Raw genomic sequence first — 23,263 nt, 5'->3', positions numbered from 1 at the left:
GGTTTTCCATCCTTTTATTACCATCATTATTTGCCGTCTTCATCAGTCATAACATCTTCAATTCTTATAATATCTCAATCGAATCGACCAATAGAAACATCTGAGCTTATCATAATTCCGCAAAAATCGTATTTTTAGAAATGAGTTGCTTTAAGAGATATCTGAAACACCAGCAGCATCCAAAATAAGACTTTCTTTATAATAAGAAAAGACATCCTAACAAAATCAGATCATATATTTATTATGAATAAGATTACAAAATAACTTCTATAAAACAGAAGAAAAGACTACTTTGTTAAACTATATCATAGAGCTTTCTCTTTATAAAACACTTACGCCCTTCCCTCATTTTTGAAGGAAAGGCGTAAAAGAGATTTAAGAAAATTATCTGTCTTAATCTTAATGCATTTCTATTAATATCGCTGCACAATAATCATGCCGTGCGTTCCTATAGACTATTAACGCACCGGCAAGGTAAAGCTAACTCCTGCACCAACACCCCAATGACCTCCCGCACCTGTCACAGAAACATTAGAACGGATATTTCCATTTATAGATGTATAACCAGCACCAAAAGCAAGAGCAGATTGACTACGCCATAAACCGGTTCCAAATGCAACACTTAATGCACCAGGAATATTGTTATACCGCAAGTTAGCGACTGCTAAACCAATTGCTGCAGCTTGTCTTGCTTCTTTTCGTACTTCCTGAATGTTATAATTTAAAGCATCAAACTTCATATCTGTGTAGTCTTTTGCCTTCTCTACCGCATCATCAATAGCATCTACAACAATATTTTTGACCTTTTCATCTGTATATCTTTTTGCATCATCAAGAATAATCTCCATTTGTTGCTTGGTATAGTCATGTAACTGACCACCATTAATTGCTTCTTTCGATCCTGTTTCAATCTTACCATCTGCAACATTGTCAATGACAACAGGCTTCCCAGCATCACCCCCTACTAAAGTGATTTTATTGGTTTTTTTGCCATTTTCATCTTTATCATATTGAACAGTATTCTCAGCTATACCGTTAATCGTGTTGGACATATGGTCTACTTTATTTTCAACATTCGTAACGCGCTCGTTGGTCTCCCAAAGTTGCCCACCGTTAACTGCCTCTTTCGAGTCTTTTTCAACTTTACCATTTGCAATACCAGTAATCTTACTGTCCTTTCCTTCTCGGTTTGCATCATAAGCGCCTTTTTCTTCATTCCATTTTAAAGAATCTGAATCAGGGCCACCTTGTCCACCTTGGTTTTCAAGCTTTTTAATTCGGTCATTTAAAACAGACATACCTCCATTCACACCAGCAAAAGCACTGGCAACATCCTTATAGGCCGTTTCAGAAATAGAACCATTGGCACCAAACTTATAAATCGTAAAAGTAGGATCTGTCCATTTTCCATCTCTATATTGAGCACCGCCACCAAAATAAGAAGCAAGCTTGTTACTCATCTGAAAAAGCTGTTTCCCTGTAATGGCATCTGTCGAATTAATATCAATTTCCCCATCTAAAAGAAATGTCAGTTTACTATTTCGTTTTGCTTGGCCTTTAGATCCATGAAGTGCAACAAAAGCTCCTTCTTGTGCACTCCATAACAAAGCATCACTAGAAATATTGGCAATCTTGTCATTAAAGTCGTCAATCACATACTGTATACGCGTATTCACATTTTTAATATTCGCATCAAGCCCTGCAAAAGCTGAACCAACATCATTATAGATCTTTCTTGTTACAATTCCTTCTGTTGTTACATGTGATAAATCATAGACTGGCCGCGTAAAAACACCATTTCTGAATTCTGTACTACCACCAAAAATGTTCGCAATATCTTCAGAGAGTTTATTAATCTGTTTTCCGTTAACAGCATCACTCGACTCACTAGAAATTACACCATCTTTAAGATTATGAATAGCAACCGGTCCCTTATTATTCTGTCCACCCAAAGTAATGTTTTTATAATCAATGCTGCCATTTTGCCTCTTATCATAAAGAACTGCAGCAGCACTCATAGACTCAAAATCTTTATTGATCTCTCTTAAACTTTTATCAAGTTGGTCTTTGTTAACAGCTTCGTTGCCTTTTACCGCAGCTTTTACACCAGAAAGAGTTCTATCTTTTCCTGGCCGATCTGAAATATCAATCTTAGTGCCACCTCTTCTCGCACCAATAGTAATAAGTTTCGTATCTATATCTTGCTGAACAAGACTATTTTCCGTGATATTGGTTATTTGATTACGAATATCCTTCATAGAGCCATCAACACCCTTAAATGCTGAGCCAACATCATTATATTTAGAACCATTAATGGTATAGGTTGGTGCCTTACCACTCAGAACATCCGCACCACCTCCAAAATATTTCGATGTATACACTGCAACCTTTGATAAATCACCTTGAAGATTCGTTATATCTGTCTCTGTTTTTTCTACACTATGATTGAGTTTCTCAACATCTTGATTTGTTTTCCAAAGCTGTCCGCCATTCACGGCATCGGTTGATTGTTCAAAAATAAGCCCATCCGCAACACCAGTAATCTTCCGTTGCTTCTTTTTATTGTTTAGGATGCTAATTTCAGTACCATTCACATTCTTACCAATTGTAATAAGACCACCTTGGGCTGAATCCTGCTGAACAAGGCTATTTTCCGTGATATTGGATATTTTATTATTAATTTCCGTAAAACTATCATCAACACCTTCAAATGCTGAGCCAACATTATTATACTTAGAGCCATTAATGATATAGGTTGGTGCTTTACCATTCAGAATATCCGCACCACCTCCAAAATACTTTGATGTATTGCTTGCAACCTCCCAAAGCTGAGCACCATTTATTGCATCTGTTGAGTTTTCAGAAATACCTCCATCATCAACACCAGTAATTTGCCGGTTTTCACCTTTACTATTGGTAATATCAATTAAAGTACCTGCTGTTTTCTCTCCAATGGTAATAACATTATCCTGATTAGAATGTTGCTGAACAAGGCTATTTTCCGTTATATTGAGTATTTTATTATTAATTTCCGTAAAACTATTATCAACACCTTCAAACGCTGAGCCAACATCATTATAATCAGAGCCATTAACGCTATACGTTGGTGCTTTATCATTCACAACATCCGCACCACCTCCAAAATACTTTGATATATTGCTTGCAACCTGCCAAAGCTGAGCACCATTTACTGCATCTTCTGAGTCTTCAGAAATATCTCCATCATAAACACCAGTAATTTGCCGATTTTCACCTTCACTGTTGGTAATATCAATTAGAGTACCACCTGTTTTCGCTCCAATCGTAATAAGATTATTCTGAGTCGCATTTTGCTGAACAAGGCTATTTTCCGTGATATTGGATATTTTATTATTAATTTCCGTAAAACTATTATCAACACCTTCAAACGCCGAACCAACATCATTATAAGTGATACCACTAATTTCATAGCTCGGTTTTTCGGCATTCAGAACATCTGCACCACCACCAAAATAATTTGATGTATTGTTTGCAACCTTCCAAAGCTGATAACCATTTACTGCATCCACTGAGTCTTCAGAAATATCTCCATCCTCAACACCAGTAATTTTCCGGTAGTCATTTTCATTGTTGGTAATATCAATTAGAATACCACCTGTTTTCGCTCCAATGGTAATAAGATTATTCCGATCCGCATCTTGCTGAACAAGGCTATTTGCCGTCATATTGGATATTTTATTATTAATTTCCGTAAAACTATTATCAACACCTTCAAACGCCGAACCAACATCATTATAATCAGAGCCATTAACGCTATACGTTGGTGCTTTATCATTCAAAACATCCGCACCACCACCTAAATACTTTGATATATTGCTTGCAACCTGCCAAATCTGAGCACCATTTACTGCATCTTCTGAGTCTTCAGAAATATCTCCATCATAAACACCAGTAATTTGCCGACTTTCATCTTCATTGTTGGTAATATCAATTAGAGTACCACCTGTTTTCGCTCCAATCGTAATAAGATTATTCTGAGTCGCATTTTGCTGAACAAGGCTATTTTCCGTGATATTGGATATTTTATTATTAATTTCCGTAAAACTATTATCAACACCTTCAAACGCCGAACCAACATCATTATAAGTGATACCACTAATTTCATAGCTCGGTTTTTCGGCATTCAGAACATCTGCACCACCACCAAAATAATTTGATGTATTGTTTGCAACCTTCCAAAGCTGATAACCATTTACTGCATCCACTGAGTCTTCAGAAATATCTCCATCCTCAACACCAGTAATTTTCCGGTAGTCATTTTCATTGTTGGTAATATCAATTAGAATACCACCTGTTTTCGCTCCAATGGTAATAAGATTATTCCGATCCGCATCTTGCTGAACAAGGCTATTTGCCGTCATATTGGATATTTTATTATTAATTTCCGTAAAACTATTATCAACACCTTCAAACGCCGAACCAACATCATTATAATCAGAGCCATTAACGCTATACGTTGGTGCTTTATCATTCAAAACATCCGCACCACCACCTAAATACTTTGATATATTGCTTGCAACCTGCCAAATCTGAGCACCATTTACTGCATCTTCTGAGTCTTCAGAAATATCTCCATCATAAACACCAGTAATTTGCCGACTTTCATCTTCATTGTTGGTAATATCAATTAGAGTACCACCTGTTTTCGCTCCAATCGTAATAAGATTATTCTGAGTCGCATTTTGCTGAACAAGGCTATTTTCCGTGATATTGGATATTTTATTATTAATTTCCGTAAAACTATTATCAACACCTTCAAACGCCGAACCAACATCATTATAATCAGAGCCATTAACGCTATACGTTGGTGCTTTATCATTCAAAACATCCGCACCACCACCTAAATACTTTGATGTATTGCTTGCAACCTGCCAAAGCTGATAACCATTGATTGCATCCACTGAGTCTTCAGCAATACGTCCATCTTCAACACCAGTAATTTGCCGACTTTCATCTTCATTGTTGGTAATATCAATTAGAGTACCACCTGTTTTGGCTCCAATGGTAATAAGATTATCTTGATCCACATCTTGCTGAACAAGGCTATTTCCCATCATATTGGATATTTTATTATTAATTTCCGTAAAACTATCATCAACACCTTCAAATGCTGAGCCAACATTATTATACTTAGAGCCATTAATGATATAGGTTGGTGCTTTACCATTCAGAATATCCGCACCACCTCCAAAATACTTTGATGTATTGCTTGCAACCTCCCAAAGCTGAGCACCATTTATTGCATCTGTTGAGTTTTCAGAAATACCTCCATCATCAACACCAGTAATTTGCCGGTTTTCACCTTTACTATTGGTAATATCAATTAAAGTACCTGCTGTTTTCTCTCCAATGGTAATAACATTATCCTGATTAGAATGTTGCTGAACAAGGCTATTTTCCGTTATATTGAGTATTTTATTATTAATTTCCGTAAAACTATTATCAACACCTTCAAACGCTGAGCCAACATCATTATAATCAGAGCCATTAACGCTATACGTTGGTGCTTTATCATTCACAACATCCGCACCACCTCCAAAATACTTTGATATATTGCTTGCAACCTGCCAAAGCTGAGCACCATTTACTGCATCTTCTGAGTCTTCAGAAATATCTCCATCATAAACACCAGTAATTTGCCGATTTTCACCTTCACTGTTGGTAATATCAATTAGAGTACCACCTGTTTTCGCTCCAATCGTAATAAGATTATTCTGAGTCGCATTTTGCTGAACAAGGCTATTTTCCGTGATATTGGATATTTTATTATTAATTTCCGTAAAACTATTATCAACACCTTCAAACGCCGAACCAACATCATTATAAGTGATACCACTAATTTCATAGCTCGGTTTTTCGGCATTCAGAACATCTGCACCACCACCAAAATAATTTGATGTATTGTTTGCAACCTTCCAAAGCTGATAACCATTTACTGCATCCACTGAGTCTTCAGAAATATCTCCATCCTCAACACCAGTAATTTTCCGGTAGTCATTTTCATTGTTGGTAATATCAATTAGAGTACCACCTGTTTTCGCTCCAATCGTAATAAGATTATCCTGAGCAGCATCTTGCTGAACAAGGTCATTTCCTGTCATATTAGATATTTTATTATTAATTTCCGTAATAGCAGTGTCAACACCTGCAAATGCTGAGCCAACATCATTATAATCAGAGCCATTAACGGTATACGTTGGTGCTTTACCATTCAGAACATCCGCACCACCTCCAAAATACTCTGATGTATTGCCTATTTCATCACGAATCTCTGTAAAAACAACATCAATACCCTCAAATGCTGATCCAACATCATTATAAGTGATACCATTAATTTCATAGTCCGGTTTTATACCATGCAGAACATCCGCACCACCACCTAAATACTCTGATATCTTGCTTGTAATATCCCAAAGCTGAGATCCATTTACTGCACCAGTCGAATATTCAGAAATATCTCCACCATAAACACCAGTAATTTGCCGGTTTTTACCTTCACTATTGGTAATATCAATTAAAATACCTCCTGTTTTCGCTCCAATGGTAATAAGATTATTCCGATCCACATCTTGCTGAACAAGGCTATTTCCTGTCATATTAGATATTTTATTATTAATTTCTGTAAAACTATTATCAACACCTTCAAACGCTGAACCAACATCATTATACTTAGAGCCATTGATGGTATACGTTGGTGCTTTACCAGTTAAAACATCCGCACCACCTCCAAAATACTTTGATGTATTTTGTGCAACTGTTGTTATATTAGCTTCAATCTTAGTTATATTCGTCTCTATATTATCAATCTCAGTATCTAATTCTGAAATTTTTTCATTAGCCTCCCAAAGCTGAGATCCATTTACTGCATCAGTAGAATGTTCAGAAATATCTCCACCCCCAAGACCAGAAATCTTTCGCGATTTCTTTTCATTGTTTGCAATATTGATTGTATCTCCACTAACACTCTGACCAATAGTAATCAAACCTGTCTGGCTATCTTGTTGAATAAGGCTATCACCACCACCCCCTGTAAGTATCATCTCTCTTAATGCTTGTAGCTGTGCAACATTTACTGCATCAGTCAAATCAGTACCAGCCGCTACTCCCACAATCTGTCTAGTTACTCCATGCTGAGGATTACCAACACTGACTACGCCTTTAGTACTTTTCCATACAAAATCATTTATCGCAGCTTCACCGTGAGCTCTAGGATCATAACCACGAATACCAGGAGCAGTAACTGCAACAGAATTTCCTCCTAACGCAACACCACTTTCAGTAGTTACCTGCGCACCACTACCAATAGCAACCGAAGATGTTGTTCCAGCTACAGAATCATGTCCTATAGCAACTGCTCCTTCAACATATGCATGCGCTTTGTGCCCCAAAGCAACACTGTTAATGCTTTCTGCATGTGCTTTTGTACCTAAAGCAACACTATTTAAACCTTCTGCCTTTGCAAGAGAACCAAATGCAGCTGCAGATTTACCCGTCGCTTCAGTCCCAACTCCCATAGCAACACTTGCTTCCCCAGTTGCAAGAGAAGAAACCCCAAAAGCCTGTGCTCCACCAGCCTTCGCAGTCGCACCTGCACCAAATGCTGTAGAATAATTCCCAGACGCATAAGAACCACAACCCGTTGCAAAAGAATAAACACCAAAAGCTTCAGGCATAGCATTAGCAACCCCACCTGTCGCTGTTCCCATATAACCAACATTACCTTCAGTTACGCCTTCACTAAGCCAATTAACTTTTTTTGTTGAAGAGCCATAAGGATTGCGACCAGAAAATGTTTCGTTATTGATAAACCTATTATATTGCTCTTCTGCAGTTATGGCCGTACCAGGTTTCTGAGCGCCACCACGACCCGCAACATTATCAACACCACAAAAATCATCATCACCGTTAAAAACAATACTACCATGACTCCCATTTGGATAATGAGAAGCGGTACCATTTGAACTTTGATTAGTCGCTCCTGTTATTGCAAGATTAGCTGAAAAAACAGGAGAGGCACTAGACAAAAGGGCAGATACTGCTGCTCCTAATGACACCGTTTTAATGATATTTTGTGTTGATTTTTTTTTCATAACAAACCCCTCAATAAAAAACACATTCAATGCTAAAAACAAAGCCCAGCCTCACAAAAAAGAGCAAAAGCAACCCCTCCGCAAAACCACTTTTGCGTACTAAAAAATTCATAAAAATCTGAAAGCTACCCCGCCAATGCCGAAATCTATTGTGGTATCATTTTAAAACTCTGGATTTCACAAAAGGCCTAAAACCTTTCCATCCTAAAGTCTTAAAATAAATCAATAAAAATTTGAAATTACTCTGTCCTCTCTATCAGAGAGCAATGCGATCCTTCCTTCGATAAAAATCATTTTCAATAAAGAACAATTTGTCCTTTAGATGGAGCACATAAACCAAATGGCAAGTGTATAAATGAATAATTTTTTCTTTACCCTAAAAAATGCATTTTATATCAACCATAAAAAATACTTTACATCTGCAAATTTTCAGTAATAAATTTTTGAACTTCAGCAAGGTCTTCCTTACTAGAAACGGCTACAAAAGAGAGAGCAATCTCTCCTAATCCTAATTCAAAAAGACAACGACCAAGAACAGACTTATAATAATATTGCCTTTTCTTTTTGGCTGTTTTCATAATTTAAATTTCTTTATCGTTCAGACCAATCATTCTGTAGAGATCTATCGCTCTCGGAGTGCCATCAGTACCTTTCGTCTCTGCTGCCTCATTAGGAAGGAGGATTTTTGTAGGGCATTGTTCAAGAAAAACATCAAGAATACCAAAACGTGCTGCATCTGATAAACTTTGCGTGGCCATAAGAACAAGACAATTCTTTTTACGAAATTCTTTCAACCATTCACGGATTTTTTCACGAAAAACAGGATGGCCAAGCATAATCCATGCTTCATCTAGCGAGAGAATAGATGGCTGCCCTTTTAAACTTTTTTCAAAACACTTAAAAAGATAAAGCAAAACTGGTAAAGCATTTTTATCTCCTAACTTCATCAATTCATCAATTTCGTAAACAACGAAATTGTGCTCTTCTTCAAGCGGTTTCTTACCATCCAATAAATGCCCCATAGCACCAGAAAGTGTGTGATGAATCTCTTTATCTTGAACTGTCGTGACAAAATTGCCTAATGAACGCATATGCTTAAGCGTCTTCTTCATTTGCTGCATTGCACGATGAATTTCCATTTTTTGTTTTGGTGTTGGAGCAAGTCCTGTCTAAAGTTCATAACAAATGGAAACCCATTCTTGAGCCCAGAGATTATCGGCCTCCGTATCAACATCTGCTAAAGGCATAAGCGCATTCAAACTGCTATCACTTTCGCCAATATCATAGTGACGACCACTTACAGCATGACACAAAGTAAATAAGGAACGCCCTTTATCAAAAGCTGTTATATGCGCAGGAAGGTGCTTACCATTTTTATCTACTGCTTTTGACCAATAACGACATGATTGCGCAAGTAAAAAAGCGAGAAGCGTTGATTTTCCTGCACCAGTTGGTCCAAAAACAAGAGTGTGGCCAACATAATCAACATGCAAATTAAGACGAAAAGGAGTTGCCCCTGTTGTAACCACTTGAGATAAAGCAGGAGAATTATCAGGATAAAGAGGGCAAGGATTATTTTGCAATCCTAGCCATACACTCGAAAGAGCTAACATATCAGCAAGATTTTGCGTATTAATTAATGGCCGTCGAATATTCAGATAAGTTTGTCCAGCAATGGATCCTAACCACGCCTCCATTGTATTGACTGTTTCAATGCGCGCAGAAAAACCTTTATGTTCAACTTCCCGTTTTACCAGTCTGGCATTTTCGGTCAAAACTTCACGATCTTCATGCATTAAAACAATAGTCGGAGAATAATAACCATAAGCAACAAGACCTGATCGTGCTTCATTCATGGCAGCTTCCGCTTGTTGTGTCATCAACAAAGCGTCCATATTAATAGTTCCCTTATTGGTTTTAAAAACTTGAGAAAAAAATCCTCTGACTTTTTGCTGCCATTTCAATCGGTATTTATTTAAGGCTGTAATAGCTTCATGCTGATCCATAAAGATAAAACGGCTTGACCATCTATAATGCAAAGGTAAACCATCAAGAATATCTAAGATACCCAGATAACTGGCTGCTGGAAAACCATCGATCGAAATACAGGCAATAAATTTATCTCCAAGCCGTGGTGTATATCCTGGCCATAAATCAGTATAACCAAGCCATGAATTCAAATACATAGGACAATCAGGTATTCGAAGAGTAACGGCTTCCCCATTAATGGCATAATGTAAATAATTAACAAGCTGATCACTTTGATAAGTTTCTGAACCATTGTTCAGAGTGACAGTTTTCATGCGATGCATTTTAAGAAGATCACCAAGACCAATAAAGAGATCCTCTATTTTCTTTTTAAATTCTTCTAGCAAATGCTCAGCAGGAGTTGTCGTTTCAACCATATCGTCATCATAGACGATTTCCCCTAACTTAGATGATTTGCGTGTCGGAGGAAGATACTGGATCAACAGAGCATATTCTGTCTCATAATGCATCTCACTGCGCTTGAAATAAGAACGTCTTTCTGCATCAATCAATGCCGTAATAGGATCTGGAAAATGCGATAATGTTGCATCCGGATAACTCGGAGACTCTACACGGATAGCATCCACCCATATGGCCCATCCTGAATGAAAACGAGAAAGATATGTATTCACCAATCCCGTTATATAATTTCTTTCTGTATCTGTCGCTGACATGGGATCATTCCCACGAAGAAAAAAACCAGCTAACAAAGAACCATCTTTGCCTAAAACAATACCATCATCAATCAATGCAGCAAAATTCAAAAGATCAGGAAGACCTGCTAAGGATGAACGAAAATGTTTTAATTTAAGCATTAATAAGGTCTTACTGACTGTGCAACACGAAAGGGCATTGAAAAAGGCGCATAATAGCGACGATATTTCAATTAACGGATATAAATTCGAGACAAAATAGGATCAAATTTTGCCATTCTTCGCAGCACATAAAGACAAATAAACCAAATACAAAGACCAACACTAGCCGCAACAATATTCATGGCCGAAACAATAAGAATACCAGTCAAAAGCATCGAAAGAAGCATTAATTCCCGCTTTCCCCCATAATTTGTTGAGGACGATGAAGAGAACGAAATAATTGCGTTTGTCTTTTACCCCCCATTATAATCCTCCAACCACCACATTTGCAGGCACAACAGCACCAGAAAAGAGAGCGCTGGTAAGAAGAGTGTTTACAAAAACAATAACACTAATAAAAAGAACAAGATAAATAATTCGCTTTACAAATTCACTAATTTCACCCCCAAAATCAAAGCAATTCCACCCGCCACAAGTCCCATTAAGGAAACAGCAAAAGCAACAGGTCCTGAAACTGATTTCCTTAGTTTTTCAAGAGGTGTTTCCCAAGGTAAAGCTGCACCTCCTCCAGCTGTCGCATCAGAGGCATAAGCCATATCTCCCAAAAGAAAAAATAAGAGAACAATAACTCCTACAGCGTATAAAACTATCATTTGATTATAAGAATTATTCTTTGTATAAATTGAAGATAAGTGCATCATTTTTTCCTTTAATAAATGAGATTGGTTACATATTTATTGGCTGTGTGATCGTATCCACACACTTCAATAATTTCTTTAACCTTTCGGCCAGAAGAAATTTTCTCAATACTTAAAACGACATCAATTGTTTCAGCAATCAGGTGTTGCATAGGAGCAATCGTTGCTTCTGCTATTAATTGTTGAATTCTTGTTAAACCAGTTGAAGCATCATTAGCATGAACCGTTGCTATGCCCCCTGGATGACCCGTATTCCAGCTTTTTAAAAGAGCTAAAGCCGCACCATCTCTGACTTCACCAACAATAATGCGATCAGGAGCCATACGCATCGTTACTTTAAGTAATCGCGTCATATCTATATATTCAACAGCACGAAATGTTACTGTATTGGGCGCAGCACATTGAAGCTCAGCAGTATCTTCAATAATCACAAAACGCTCTTCCGGAAAGGTATCTGTCATTTCTTTGAGGATTGCATTTGTTAAAGTTGTCTTCCCCGTTCCCGTTCCACCAACAACAAGGATATTTTTATGATTTTTCACTGCACACTTTAAAAGCAATCTTTGCTGTGGAGTAAGAATATTCTTTTCAACATAATCATCTAACGTAAAAATCTGTGTTGCTTTTTTCCGAATTGTAAATGCTGGTGCTGCAACAATGGGTGGGATTACCGCCTCAAAACGGCTTCCATCTATCGGAAGTTCGCATTCAAGAATAGGACATTCTTTAGTGATTTGAGTACCGAGAGAAGTGGCTACTGTTCCCATTACAGCTTCAGCCCAATGGGCTTCCATCATCCCTACTGCTTTTTTTGCTTCACCTAAATGTTCAACCCATAAAGTTCCATCAGGGTTCAGCATAATCTCTATAACTGTTGGATCTCGCAGATAACTGCATACCTGCTGCCCAAATTCAAAATACATTTTCTCAATAAGCCGTCTCCTTTGTTCAGAATCCGTCTTATTTTCAATGCAGTTATGGACAAATTACCCCCCAATGTAACGCTTAAATCCCCATATATAGCGAAATTTGAACGTTAATCTACAAGATGAATCTGGTCAATAAAAAAATACCTATCTAATAGAGTTTATCCCCACTTTGGTTTTCTCAAAGAGAAAAATCTTCATCTTTTGTAGGATCAACACCGATAGCTTTAGCTTGCATTTTTTCGTAGAGTTACCGCATGGCCTTCATATTGTCTCTTCGTACATTAATAATCGATTTTTCAATGTCTGTTAAACGAGATTTATCGAGATTTCCTAATCGTGTATAATGCGATGCCATTGCTTGTCACGCTTCGTCATAAGGCAAAACACCTTACGATTTTTGGATAAACTATAGGCTTCATTTATCACCTTATATTGTACAGAGTCACTAACAAGCCCCACGTGTTTCTTAACAACATCTATTTCAGTTAATGCTGTTTAGACTATTGGACATTGCTTTACTATTGGAATACCTAAGCAAATCACTTCTCACTATGCTAAGCTCTATATCAAGAAGTGATAATAAATTTCCCGTTTTCCCAATGTTATGAATATAATTACGCAAATCACTTCGTATATCATGTAATTTCTTTGTTATTAATGTATCATCAAGATCTTTCACATAACCTTCTTCGCGGGACAAAATTCGTTCTAACTTTTTCAATTCTTTAGAAATAGTGTCCTCCTACCATAATATCCTTATCTAGCCAATCCGCGCCATATTCTTTATCTGCGCTCTTGGTAGAAAATTCCATATCACGTATAAATTGCGCACCATTTTGAGATTTAAGAAATAAGAGTGTGTGTGCTGGTAAATCAGCCATTGATAACCATTCCCATGCTGTTTCATCGTCACCAGCATGATCTGCTGCATCTGATTCAGCAAGATAAATACTATTTTGAGAAAGCCCACCTACTCACAATTCCTCACGTTCAGCTTCAGTCATATAGCTCTTAGGCATTTTCTTTTTCATCGAAATCTCCTTATCATGATAGAGAAAAACATTTTAATATAATGATTGAATCTGAGCAACAAAAAATACCTATAGCTTCTTTGTAGAAATCTACCGTTGATGTATAACGAACATCCATCCTAACCTAAAAAATGAACTTTTATGGCACAAAGGATAACAATTTAATATTTAAATACTTTTTAAATATTTACTATATATTTTGTACATAAATAATAAATATTTATTATTTAATTAATGATAATGAGGACTTTTTGGAAGCCTAACCTTCCTTGCTCCATCTATATTTATATAGTAGCCTCTTCTTTCGCAGAACTTAAATAAGCTATAGTTTCAATTACTAAAGGAGCTTTGCAGATTTTCCATTTTGTATTAATAAGTCAACTGCTAATTTATCAAATGAAACAAAGGTTTCACCACCAAGCCTATTACCCTCATAGGATATGATCCCATCAGCAAAATCCCCACCAGCTTCAAGAATAGCAATCCCCGCTTCAACAACCGGTCGATTCATTACTATATTACTCGTTGCTAGCAGATCGCGTAACATCCCAGCGACATCTTCTTTTGATAATTTTGCACCTCGACGAAGTATCCAAACAAGTTCGCATAAACAAGGTAAGGAAATAGCTATTAAAGAAGCTTCTCTTAAGATCTTGCTTGCCACCTTACCCTGTTTTTTATCATCTTGTAAAACTGCACGAGCTAAAACATTTGTATCTACAGCAATCTTCATTTTTTTCCTGCCCAACTAGAAGCAGTAATTTCGTTCATCTCTTCAATAGTCAGTGTCTTTTTTACCTTTCCAGCAAACCGTCCAATAAAGCTATCAATCGTAATTGTGGGTTGTGCTGCCTTTATACGAAGTTCACCACCTGGTAATTTGTCAAAATTGATCCGCTCACCTGGTTTAATACCAAGGTGCTGTAGTAGCTCTCGCTTTAGCGTAATTTGCCCTTTTGCCGTAACCGTTAGTGACGTCATAGAAAAATCCTCTTACCATAAATATACTTATTAGATATGCACAAAGAATGTAAAATTCAATTACTTTTTAAAATAGGCGAACAATATTTTATAGATGTTCCTTCTCATTTATTATTTTCAATCATTGAAAATGCATCTGAAGCTACAAAACATATTTTTAAAAGACTTTGTCATCTTCACTTCCTTCTCACGACAAAAAACGGAAATTCTTGTAAACCTCTATATAATAATTATTTTTTAAATGTTTAATATGTATTTTATACATAAATAATAAATATTTATTCTTTATTTTAGAGGAAGAATTGCCATTGGGTGGCCTTGCCATGCAGGTAAAATAATATCCTTTGTGACCATAACATTAAAATTATAACTAGGACGGATAGTGATTGTTGGCTGAATATTGAGGTTTTTTCTCGTCATTTCCATACCAACCTCACCCCATTGTCTTCCAAGCTCAGCAGCTAACATTTCCTTGACCGTTTCAGTATTACTATTAACATGACTTGTCTTACTTGAATTTTGTGATAATTGCGAAGCACCAGAAATAATAGAAAGTAAGAGAGCATTTCCAAAAACTTTTAGATAATGGTTATTTACTTTTGTATAACATACACTGTATGTATGTAAGACATATGTAATATATACATAAAACTTAAATAATCTGCAAAAAATACCTGCTTTCTTTAATGGTTTTAAAGGAAAATCCTTGTCTAAGCTATTTCTCTAAAATACGTGCACGTGGGATATTAAAATATATTTTAATGTTCCTAGCTTTACATAATAATGAGGGGTTTAATTTTTGTAGACTTAATATTTTTTCATTCAATAAATGCAAAGTATTCACACGAACCTCTAATATCTTATCAAGATAGCTCTGTGATAAACCAATATTAATAAATGTAAAAAATATTATTGTAATCCGGTATAATCCGGTATATATTCCGGTATGCAAATAAATACACTCAAAATCACACAAGAATTGTTAGCCCTTATTACTGAAATTGATGAGTTCAAAGGTGCATGGCGCGCTTTCAAAACTCTTGCTCCAGAACGTTTGAATGCTCTGCGTCATATTGCAGCTGTTGAAAGTATTGGATCTTCTACTCGTATTGAAGGAAACAAATTAACAGACCGTGAGATTGAAAAGCTTTTATTAAATTCAGAAATTAAAAGTTTTAAGAACCGTGATGAACAAGAAGTTATTGGTTATGCAAAAGTTATGGAAATAATCTTTCAATCTTGGAAAGATATTCCTATTACAGAAAATCATATTAAACAGCTGCATCGTGATCTTTTATATGAGAGCGATAAAGATGAACGTCATAGAGGGGAATATAAGACATTACGTAATGATGTAACAGCATTCAATTCTGAAGGGAAAATGGTTGGTATTGTTTTTGAAACAGCAACACCATTTGACACACCATACCGAATGCAAGAACTTATCGATTGGTTTAATAAAACCAATGAATTAAATAATCTTCATCCTTTACTTATGATTGCTATTTTTAATGTCATTTTCTTAGCTATTCATCCTTTCCAAGATGGAAATGGACGTTTAAGTCGTATCTTAACGACCTTACTTTTGTTACAAAAAGGTTATGTTTACGTACCATATTCATCACTTGAAAGCATTATTGAGAATAATAAAGAAAGCTACTACTTAGCTTTGAATCAAACGCAAAAAACAATTTATACTAAGACACCCAATTGGGAACCTTGGATACTCTTTTTTTTACGTGCTCTACAAAAACAAAAACGCCAATTAGAAATGAAAATAGAACGTGAAAAAAATACTCTTTTGGCTCTATCTGAATTAGCTCTTAATATTCTTGATTATGTTAATAATCATGGGCGTGTTACAACTCGCGATATGGTTCGTGAAATTGGAGCAAGCCCCAATACACTTAAAGCAACTTTTACATCATTAGTTGAAAAAGGATTTTTGACGCGTCATGGAGGAGGACGATCAACTTGGTATAGCTTACCTTAAGCTCTTGGCATAGTAATGATTGGTTTAGTTTTTGTTGGCTTTATCTTCCTACGTTCAATGAACGAACGCAAAGTATTCACACTGACTTCTAATTGTTTAGCAATACGTTTTTGTGACAAACCAACATTTATAAATGCTTGAATTTCATCAATGTGATTGTCCAACTTTAATTGTGTAGAAATACTCCCTCTTGGACGCCCTAGTTTTATTCCTCGCTGACGAGCAACATTTAAAGCTTCTTTTGTGCGCTCTTGAATTAAATGCCTTTCAATTTGTGCTACCATACCTAAAATGGTTGCTATGATATCGCTCTGTAAGCTCCCATCCATGATGAGATTTTGTTTTATCACATGTACAATTAAACCGCGTTCACTAGCAGCTTTGAGAATTTCTAAAACAGCAAGAGAAGAACCAGCTATACGAGAAAATTCTGGTGTTAACAACACATCTCCCCGTTTTGCTTTTTCAATTAAAGCACCAAGTTTACGTTTGCGCCAATCTTGGCCTCTACTTGCAACTTCCTCTTCAATATGAAGTGGAGCAAAGCCATGTTTGTTAGCATATTCTAACAAACCAAATTTTTGATTTTCTGTATCTTGTCCATCACGAGAAATGCGCAAATAAGCGTAAAATTTTGCCATATTCAATAAAAACATCAATTTAGATTTAAATTGATATATTTTTATTCAAAAAAAATGTCAAAGAAATATAGAGTTTTATATCAGAAAAAATGATCGTTTTCTTTGATCGCATTCTAAGGGTAATTAAAAAATCTATTTTTTCTTTTTATCACCTTTTCTAGAGTTATTGTAGAAATGAATTAAAAACTCTAGAACATCACCGAGAGTTAAAAGATTTTGTCCAGGCGGTGTCAATTCTTCAGCAAGAGCACGAAATTCTTCATCAACTTCTGGCCGTACTGCAAGAGTTATACGATTTGTTCTCAAACTGCGACGTTTAGAACGCCCATCAATGGAACCAGATTTAGTTAAAACAAACTCCTTTGTATTTTCAAAAGATCCATGACGGGTCGTAAAACCACTTTGTTGAGCAATTTTATCGATGTCTTGTTTATTGCGTTTGATAGCCTTTGTTGTAGGTTCTAAAGCAGATAAATTGTTCAAAATTGAGAATGTTGGTTTACGTTCTTTTGTCATGACATTATTCCTTCGAGTTTTAATGCTTCTACGATATCAGCAGCAACTTGCTCAGCGTTCTCTATAGCAGACGCAGTATTTGATACATCCTCTTTATTGAGCTGATAAAGAGTACATCCAAAACTAAAGATAGAAGAAAAAGCAGCTTTATTCATCATGCCGTGTTCTAAAACAGGAAGTTTTGCTTCAGCCAATTCTTTACGAATTTCTTTTTCTTCTCGAGTTTGTATAACAGAGCTTTTTGAGAACAAAATGCGATAAGGAATATTACTTCTTCTAGCTCTTCCCTCACGAGCTATAAAAGAAACAACTTTTGCTGCTTCACGACTATCAAGTTTTGTTCCAGACATAGGAATAATAACCATATCAGAACGGCTAATAGCATAGGATGCTGTTATATTTGCTGATCCTTCAAGATCAACAATAACAAAACTATGTGTGTTAGCTGCTTCATCTATAACGTCCAAAATAGTGTTTTCATTAATTCCTCCTTGGACATCTATATTTAACGGATAATGAGTCCTAGCATTTTGCCACCACTCATCAGCGATAGGCTGATTAGGATCAGTATCGATTATTTTAACTTTTGATCCATGTTGAGCCAAAACTTGCGCAAGAATAAGCGCTGATGTTGATTTTCCAACACCACCTTTTGTTGAGCAGAATACAATTGTTGGCATATACAAAAAACCTTACTTATGTCTTACATATGCTATATATAACAACATACATTTAACATATGCTTAACATACGGGCTGTTTAAGTTTTATGTATATATTACATATGTCTTACATATATATGGTGTATGTTATACATATGTCATATGTTTTCTTCTTTATACTGAAAGATGGCGTTTTTTTGCATGAAGAAGCTCTTCCTTTCATTCATGATTTCGGAGCCGCGTAAGAAGGACAGAATAAGCCGTTGAGTTCTGGGTCAAGGATGCCGTTAGGCACCCTGAAAGGGTTTCCTTGACCTTAAGAACTAAGGCTTGTTAGTCCCTTCATTAAACGCGGATCTGATCTCATGATTTTGGTGAGCGGTCCGGAGAGTCTGAGAGGCGGAAAGCCTCTCATTTAACAAGCGAAGTGACGTATAGGGAAGGGAACGCGCGCCCATGTAGCGCCGTAGTGACCGACCTATACGGAAAAAAGCTTGTCAATTTTAAAAGATGAATGAATATAAAAAGTTTTATTATGCGTGCTTTATTGGATTACAGTTCTATACCAATAGCTTTGGCTTGCATCTTTTCGTAGAGTTTTTGCATTACTTTTATGTTTTCTCTTCGCACTTTAAGAATTGATTTTTCAATGTCTGTTAAACGCGCTTTGTCCCAATTTCCTAGTCTTGCATAATGAGATGCCATTGCTTGGCATGCTTCATCATAAGGTAAACCACCTTTACGATTTTTGGGTAAACTATACCCTCTATTAATCACGTCATATGTCTCAGAATTAGAAACGAGTTTTATGTGATCTTTAACAACATTTATTTCAGATATTGCTGTTTTAAGACTACTTATCATCCCTTGGCTATTAGCATATCTTAGCAAATCATTTTCTACAAGACTACGTTCCGTGTTAAGAAGTAATGATAAATCGTCACTCTTTCCAACGTTATGAATATAATTACATAAATCACCCCTTGCACTATGTAAATCCTTGGTAATCAGTGCTTTTTCAAGACTTTGCACATAGCTATTTTCTTGTAATAATATCCAATGTAACTTTTCATATTCTTTAGAAATGATAGCCTCCTATGACAACACCTTTGTCTAACCAGTCGGGACCATATTCTTCATCAGCATTTTTGGTAATAAACCCCATATCACGAATGAATTGTGCTCCACGCTGACTTTTAAGAAACAAAAGTGAATAAGCAGGTAATTCAACCATTGCTAACCATTCCCATACTGCTTGCCTGTCATCTGCTTTAGCAGCCGCTCTTGATTCAGCAGTATAGATAGAGTTCTGATCAAATCCACCTACTCGCAATTCTTCGCGTTCGGCATCGGTCATATAACTTTTAGGTAATTTCTTTTGCATAGAAAATTCCTTTCTGTGATATCCTTAGTTCAGTTGTTTTTTAAAAAGCAAACGGGTTATATCCTATACCTCTTTTGGTTCAGGTATTTTAAAAGTTTTCAGGACTTTGTTCAACTCTGATTTGAACGCGGAAAATTCTTCCTTTTTTGGTGTTTTTTTATTCTTTTTTTCTATACATTTCTCGTTGAGTTTTTCCGTATCATTTTCCTTTAACAAAGCATAGAAAGAGCGTTCTAGATGTAATTCATCACGTTTTTCTTTAGCCATAATTCCGCGGAGATATCCTCTAGGTGAAATTACGAGCTGTCTATGTTGTTTTTCGAGAATAATTCCCATAGCGAAAGCGGTTTTTTCTAATCCCATAGTGTTTTTAGCTTCTTCAACGGCACTAGAGGAAATTCCCATTATTTTAGCTAAGAATCCCATGGAACCAATTAAATCTCTTACAGAAGTAAGTCGATTGTCGAGATACATGGCGGTATGAGGGAGAGCTCTGATCCACATATATGGCTTAATTTGAGGCAATGTATTGTTATTTGAAGGAAGTACAGTTTCGTTTTTGCCTTTCTCTTTTTTTTCATAAGCTATTTTATCGTGACCGAAGGTCACGTCAGTTATTTGAGTGTGTTCAGATTTTTCTGAACACTCCTTTTTGTTATTACTATTACAAATATAGTTAAGGGTTTTAGATTCTATGTGTATCTTGCTAGCAAGATGCCTGTATCTTGTTTTTTGTGTTTTTCGCTTAAAAAAACTTTTCAAAATCCACTCAAAAAGACGAATTGCTTTCTGTAATTTATGAAAGGAAGCTTTAGCTGGTCGACCAATAATTTGAACTATTTTTTGCATTCGAGAAAAGAGCAATGATGCAAATGGTGTAGCTTCAATTGAAGTGTAAGAGGATTTAATTTGTCGCACCAATCCGCGAAAACAATGCAAAGCTTCTTCATGTTTTTTTTGAGTTTCTAGTGCTTGGTCTACTTTTTCCTTAAGTTCATCATATCGAGCAACAAGAATACGTAAATCAATACCACAAGCTGTTATGAAGTCAGTCTTATGATTACGTAAAGAATACCGTTTAAAGTTACTAGAGTCCCGCATAACTATAAAACCAAAATCATAGAGACGTGAAAGCAAAAAACTCACACGCGATTCACTACGGCCAATTTCATAACTAAGTCGTTTATTGCTTTTGAAAACGACATGGCTCCACATAGAATAACGTTAAAGCAAGCAAGATATTAAAGTATACCCAAAAGACTTCGCTTAATTTCACTCTTCAGCCCCCAGAAGAAGCCAATATAAACATCTTTTAGCCCCAAAAAACCGTTACCTTTTATATTGATTATTAAAAATGGAGATTAATTATGCCTAAATCAAAAGATTTAACAGACCAAGCCAGCAGTCAAGACCAAGCCAGCGGTCAAGACCAAGCCAGCGGTCAAGACCAAGCCAGCGGTCTAAACCAAGCCTTCTTTGCAAGCGGTCCAATTCAAACCAGTAGCCCATTAAATAGTGGTTTAACACTAGACGAGCTTATAATGCGTTTAGAGACTTTAGAAGCTACAAACCAAACCAGCAGTCAAGATCAAGCTAACGATCTAAACCAAGCCCTCTTTGCAAGCGGTCCAATTCAAACTAGTAGTCCTTTAAGCAGTAGTACAACATTAGAAGATCTTATAACGCGTTTAGAGATTTTGGAGACTACAATCCAAGCTAACGATCAAGATCAAGCTAACGATCTAAACCAAGAACTCTTTGCAAGCGGTCCAATTCAAACCAGTAGTCCATTAAATAGTGGTACAACATTAGAAAGTCTTATAACCCGTTTAGAAGCTTTGGAGGCTACAAACCAAGCCAGCGGTCAAGACCAAGCCAGCGGTCTAAACCAAGAACTCTTTGCAAGCGGTCCAATTCAAACCAGTAGTCCATTAAATAGTAGTACGACACTGGAAGAGCTTATAACGCGTTTAGAAACTTTGGAGGCTAATGAAGTAACAGAAAAAGCAAATATCTTATTCAATAAGAAAGCATTAAAAAGTGTTATTTCAGATTTAGAAAATGACATTACTAATAGTAGTTTCGTCGATGCCAACTATGCACATATAGACTTTACAATGATGCCTAGATTGGTCAAGCAAGAAAATGACAAATGTCCAGAAATAAATCTTCAATTCATTACAGATCCTGAGCAACTTGTGACATCAATACAAAAAGTAGTCAATCGGGGGATTCCCTCTTCTAGATTTCTAATGAGTCTAGAAGGTAATGACCCTCATTTTGCGATAATTGATCAGCAAACTATTGCTAATAAAACATCCTTAATATTGTTTGAAACTACAAAATTCACACATATGAATGCAGAAATACTAGGAGTAACAGTGAAATCAGCCATTGAAGCAGCCCAATTACCTTATTGTTATTTTTCCATGGCGGAAATGAATCTTCAAGCAGACTCCTCTGAAAGCGGAATTATAAGTTTGCTTTTTGCCAAAAAACTTCATCTCGAAGCTGATAAATTAAAAGTAATGCACCAAGATAATATTAGCGGTATTTTATGTAAACGAGGAGTTCCTTTACCTTATCATAAAGTAGATGAATATCTTCCAGGGACTTTTTATAAACATGCACAAACGGGAAAACGTATCGCTAAATATGTAGACACAAATCGGGAGTATTTTATTAAAAAAATTAACAATAAAGATGAAATTCTGCACCATAGATTGGATAGACATTCAGTTTTATTAGAAGATAAAGTTGTATCTTGTTCATCACAGAAAAAAAGAATTGAGAAATATAAAGCTCTGGTAAGATAAATATAAATCTCTGATTAAAGTATTTGCTATGCCGTAAATATCATCCTGTGTGGTTATGATAGGGGGTGTGTTTAATTTCTATTAATCAGAGGCTTTTTGATGCTCGATAAATCGATTAATAATATTAAGTACAGTACCTTAACTGACGCTAATAAATTAAGTAAAGTAGTAACAATTTGTTGCTGTATAATCTTTCCGAAAAATGAGATTTTTTTGAATATTCTATTAGAATATAGTCTTCAGTTTTTTACAATAAGTACTACTACTTTCTATAAGTCATAAAAAACATGCTTGTAATTTGTAAAATGAATATTCCCACTTTAATATTCATTCTGCTTCAACAGCACAACATTCTTTTAATTATAATCATACTGTTAAAAAATATTAATGTGTAGAATATGATTACAATAATCATACGGATAATGTTAATGTATTAAATAACTATCCTCTAAACTAATAATTTTTTAAACAATAAATTTAGTATCCAATTATTTTTACAAAGCCATTCGATTATAATTATTTCGAAATAGAGTAACGAAGAATGTTAACGGTATTTAAGTACTTGTCTATAAGCTCTCTTACCGCTACTACTATCTATGCGAATATTTCACTTTGGATAAAATACAAAAAACAAACAATTA

Annotated in this window: 19 protein-coding genes and 1 pseudogene; 2 read left to right on the top strand and 18 right to left on the bottom strand. The window is 35.8% G+C overall.

What is annotated here, in order from left to right:
* Window positions 1-458: 458 nt before the first annotated feature.
* The 12 genes and pseudogenes from B11cv2_RS07595 to B11cv2_RS00780 form a co-directional block, all read right to left on the bottom strand.
* Window positions 459-3,122: a Vomp family autotransporter gene (locus B11cv2_RS07595; protein WP_371410320.1), complete on the bottom strand. Its 2,664-nt coding sequence runs from the start codon at window positions 3,120-3,122 to the stop codon at window positions 459-461.
* Window positions 3,123-7,553: pseudogene (locus tag B11cv2_RS07590) on the bottom strand (hypothetical protein); the annotation flags it as partial.
* A gap of 989 nt (window positions 7,554-8,542) precedes the next feature.
* Entirely contained in the window at window positions 8,543-8,707 is a 165-nt protein-coding gene (locus B11cv2_RS07455; protein WP_245406984.1) for a hypothetical protein, read from the bottom strand.
* 3 nt (window positions 8,708-8,710) lie between these two features.
* Window positions 8,711-9,268 carry a hypothetical protein gene (locus tag B11cv2_RS07450; RefSeq protein WP_245406983.1) on the bottom strand — a complete coding sequence of 186 codons (558 nt, stop codon included), beginning with the start codon at window positions 9,266-9,268 and terminating at the stop codon, window positions 8,711-8,713.
* A 30-nt stretch (window positions 9,269-9,298) separates the two neighbouring features.
* Window positions 9,299-10,972: a hypothetical protein gene (locus B11cv2_RS00825; RefSeq protein WP_245406982.1), complete on the bottom strand. Its 1,674-nt coding sequence runs from the start codon at window positions 10,970-10,972 to the stop codon at window positions 9,299-9,301.
* 71 nt (window positions 10,973-11,043) lie between these two features.
* Entirely contained in the window at window positions 11,044-11,199 is a 156-nt protein-coding gene (locus B11cv2_RS07445) for a hypothetical protein (RefSeq protein WP_245406981.1), read from the bottom strand.
* A gap of 195 nt (window positions 11,200-11,394) precedes the next feature.
* Window positions 11,395-11,673 carry a TrbC/VirB2 family protein gene (locus B11cv2_RS00815; protein ID WP_245406980.1) on the bottom strand — a complete coding sequence of 93 codons (279 nt, stop codon included), beginning with the start codon at window positions 11,671-11,673 and terminating at the stop codon, window positions 11,395-11,397.
* An 8-nt stretch (window positions 11,674-11,681) separates the two neighbouring features.
* A complete protein-coding gene (gene trbB / locus B11cv2_RS00810; RefSeq protein ID WP_100692903.1) occupies window positions 11,682-12,593 on the bottom strand; it encodes a P-type conjugative transfer ATPase TrbB in 912 nt (303 codons plus the stop codon).
* A gap of 731 nt (window positions 12,594-13,324) precedes the next feature.
* A complete protein-coding gene (locus B11cv2_RS00800; protein ID WP_245406996.1) occupies window positions 13,325-13,549 on the bottom strand; it encodes a hypothetical protein in 225 nt (74 codons plus the stop codon).
* Between the two features lie 418 nt (window positions 13,550-13,967).
* Entirely contained in the window at window positions 13,968-14,363 is a 396-nt protein-coding gene (locus B11cv2_RS00795) for a type II toxin-antitoxin system VapC family toxin (protein WP_100692902.1), read from the bottom strand.
* Entirely contained in the window at window positions 14,360-14,611 is a 252-nt protein-coding gene (locus tag B11cv2_RS00790) for a DNA-binding protein (RefSeq protein ID WP_035006316.1), read from the bottom strand. The genes B11cv2_RS00795 and B11cv2_RS00790 overlap by 4 nt, the downstream gene beginning before the upstream one ends.
* 285 nt (window positions 14,612-14,896) lie before the next feature.
* Window positions 14,897-15,250 carry a TrbI/VirB10 family protein gene (locus tag B11cv2_RS00780; protein WP_256387028.1) on the bottom strand — a complete coding sequence of 118 codons (354 nt, stop codon included), beginning with the start codon at window positions 15,248-15,250 and terminating at the stop codon, window positions 14,897-14,899.
* A 307-nt stretch (window positions 15,251-15,557) separates the two neighbouring features.
* Between B11cv2_RS00780 and B11cv2_RS00775 the strand changes: the two genes are divergently transcribed.
* Window positions 15,558-16,604 (top strand): Fic family protein, encoded by a 1,047-nt coding sequence (locus B11cv2_RS00775; protein WP_100692899.1) that lies wholly within the window; start codon window positions 15,558-15,560, stop codon window positions 16,602-16,604.
* Here the strand turns inward: B11cv2_RS00775 and B11cv2_RS00770 are convergent.
* The 6 genes from B11cv2_RS00770 to repC form a co-directional block, all read right to left on the bottom strand.
* Window positions 16,601-17,245 (bottom strand): recombinase family protein, encoded by a 645-nt coding sequence (locus tag B11cv2_RS00770; protein WP_100693919.1) that lies wholly within the window; start codon window positions 17,243-17,245, stop codon window positions 16,601-16,603. The two genes, B11cv2_RS00775 and B11cv2_RS00770, sit on opposite strands and share 4 nt — an antisense overlap.
* Before the next feature lie 132 nt (window positions 17,246-17,377).
* On the bottom strand, window positions 17,378-17,761 hold the full coding sequence (locus B11cv2_RS00765; protein WP_100692898.1) for a hypothetical protein: 384 nt from the start codon (window positions 17,759-17,761) through the stop codon (window positions 17,378-17,380).
* Complete coding sequence (locus tag B11cv2_RS00760) at window positions 17,758-18,441, bottom strand: ParA family protein (RefSeq protein WP_100692897.1); 684 nt, start codon at window positions 18,439-18,441, stop codon at window positions 17,758-17,760. Before B11cv2_RS00760 ends, B11cv2_RS00765 begins: the two co-directional genes overlap by 4 nt.
* Before the next feature lie 533 nt (window positions 18,442-18,974).
* Window positions 18,975-19,454 carry a hypothetical protein gene (locus tag B11cv2_RS00755; protein ID WP_245406979.1) on the bottom strand — a complete coding sequence of 160 codons (480 nt, stop codon included), beginning with the start codon at window positions 19,452-19,454 and terminating at the stop codon, window positions 18,975-18,977.
* A 46-nt stretch (window positions 19,455-19,500) separates the two neighbouring features.
* Window positions 19,501-19,806: a hypothetical protein gene (locus tag B11cv2_RS00750; protein WP_100692896.1), complete on the bottom strand. Its 306-nt coding sequence runs from the start codon at window positions 19,804-19,806 to the stop codon at window positions 19,501-19,503.
* Between the two features lie 63 nt (window positions 19,807-19,869).
* Entirely contained in the window at window positions 19,870-21,021 is a 1,152-nt protein-coding gene (gene repC, locus B11cv2_RS00745; protein ID WP_100692895.1) for a replication initiation protein RepC, read from the bottom strand.
* Between the two features lie 152 nt (window positions 21,022-21,173).
* Between repC and B11cv2_RS00740 the strand changes: the two genes are divergently transcribed.
* A complete protein-coding gene (locus B11cv2_RS00740; RefSeq protein WP_100692894.1) occupies window positions 21,174-22,622 on the top strand; it encodes a YopJ/AvrA family T3SS effector serine/threonine acetyltransferase in 1,449 nt (482 codons plus the stop codon).
* The last annotated feature ends 641 nt before the right edge of the window (window positions 22,623-23,263 follow it).

Source organism: Bartonella sp. 1-1C (genome assembly GCF_002810325.1).
Lineage (GTDB): Bacteria > Pseudomonadota > Alphaproteobacteria > Rhizobiales > Rhizobiaceae > Bartonella > Bartonella rochalimae.
The sequence above is the reverse complement of the archived record's forward strand: the minus strand, read 5'-3'. Positions and strand labels throughout refer to the sequence as shown.

What these genes read in the sequence shown, in the direction of transcription:
- B11cv2_RS07455 (WP_245406984.1), bottom strand. Translation starts at nt 8,707, where the DNA reads ATGAAAACAGCCAAAAAGAAAAGGCAATATTATTATAAGTCTGTTCTT.
- B11cv2_RS07450 (WP_245406983.1), bottom strand. Translation starts at nt 9,268, where the DNA reads ATGGAAATTCATCGTGCAATGCAGCAAATGAAGAAGACGCTTAAGCAT.
- B11cv2_RS00825 (WP_245406982.1), bottom strand. Translation starts at nt 10,972, where the DNA reads ATGCTTAAATTAAAACATTTTCGTTCATCCTTAGCAGGTCTTCCTGAT.
- B11cv2_RS07445 (WP_245406981.1), bottom strand. Translation starts at nt 11,199, where the DNA reads ATGCTTCTTTCGATGCTTTTGACTGGTATTCTTATTGTTTCGGCCATG.
- B11cv2_RS00815 (WP_245406980.1), bottom strand. Translation starts at nt 11,673, where the DNA reads ATGATGCACTTATCTTCAATTTATACAAAGAATAATTCTTATAATCAA.
- trbB (WP_100692903.1), bottom strand. Translation starts at nt 12,593, where the DNA reads ATGTATTTTGAATTTGGGCAGCAGGTATGCAGTTATCTGCGAGATCCA.
- B11cv2_RS00795 (WP_100692902.1), bottom strand. Translation starts at nt 14,363, where the DNA reads ATGAAGATTGCTGTAGATACAAATGTTTTAGCTCGTGCAGTTTTACAA.
- B11cv2_RS00790 (WP_035006316.1), bottom strand. Translation starts at nt 14,611, where the DNA reads ATGACGTCACTAACGGTTACGGCAAAAGGGCAAATTACGCTAAAGCGA.
- B11cv2_RS00775 (WP_100692899.1), top strand. Translation starts at nt 15,558, where the DNA reads ATGCAAATAAATACACTCAAAATCACACAAGAATTGTTAGCCCTTATT.
- B11cv2_RS00770 (WP_100693919.1), bottom strand. Translation starts at nt 17,245, where the DNA reads ATGGCAAAATTTTACGCTTATTTGCGCATTTCTCGTGATGGACAAGAT.
- B11cv2_RS00765 (WP_100692898.1), bottom strand. Translation starts at nt 17,761, where the DNA reads ATGACAAAAGAACGTAAACCAACATTCTCAATTTTGAACAATTTATCT.
- B11cv2_RS00760 (WP_100692897.1), bottom strand. Translation starts at nt 18,441, where the DNA reads ATGCCAACAATTGTATTCTGCTCAACAAAAGGTGGTGTTGGAAAATCA.
- B11cv2_RS00750 (WP_100692896.1), bottom strand. Translation starts at nt 19,806, where the DNA reads ATGCAAAAGAAATTACCTAAAAGTTATATGACCGATGCCGAACGCGAA.
- repC (WP_100692895.1), bottom strand. Translation starts at nt 21,021, where the DNA reads ATGTGGAGCCATGTCGTTTTCAAAAGCAATAAACGACTTAGTTATGAA.
- B11cv2_RS00740 (WP_100692894.1), top strand. Translation starts at nt 21,174, where the DNA reads ATGCCTAAATCAAAAGATTTAACAGACCAAGCCAGCAGTCAAGACCAA.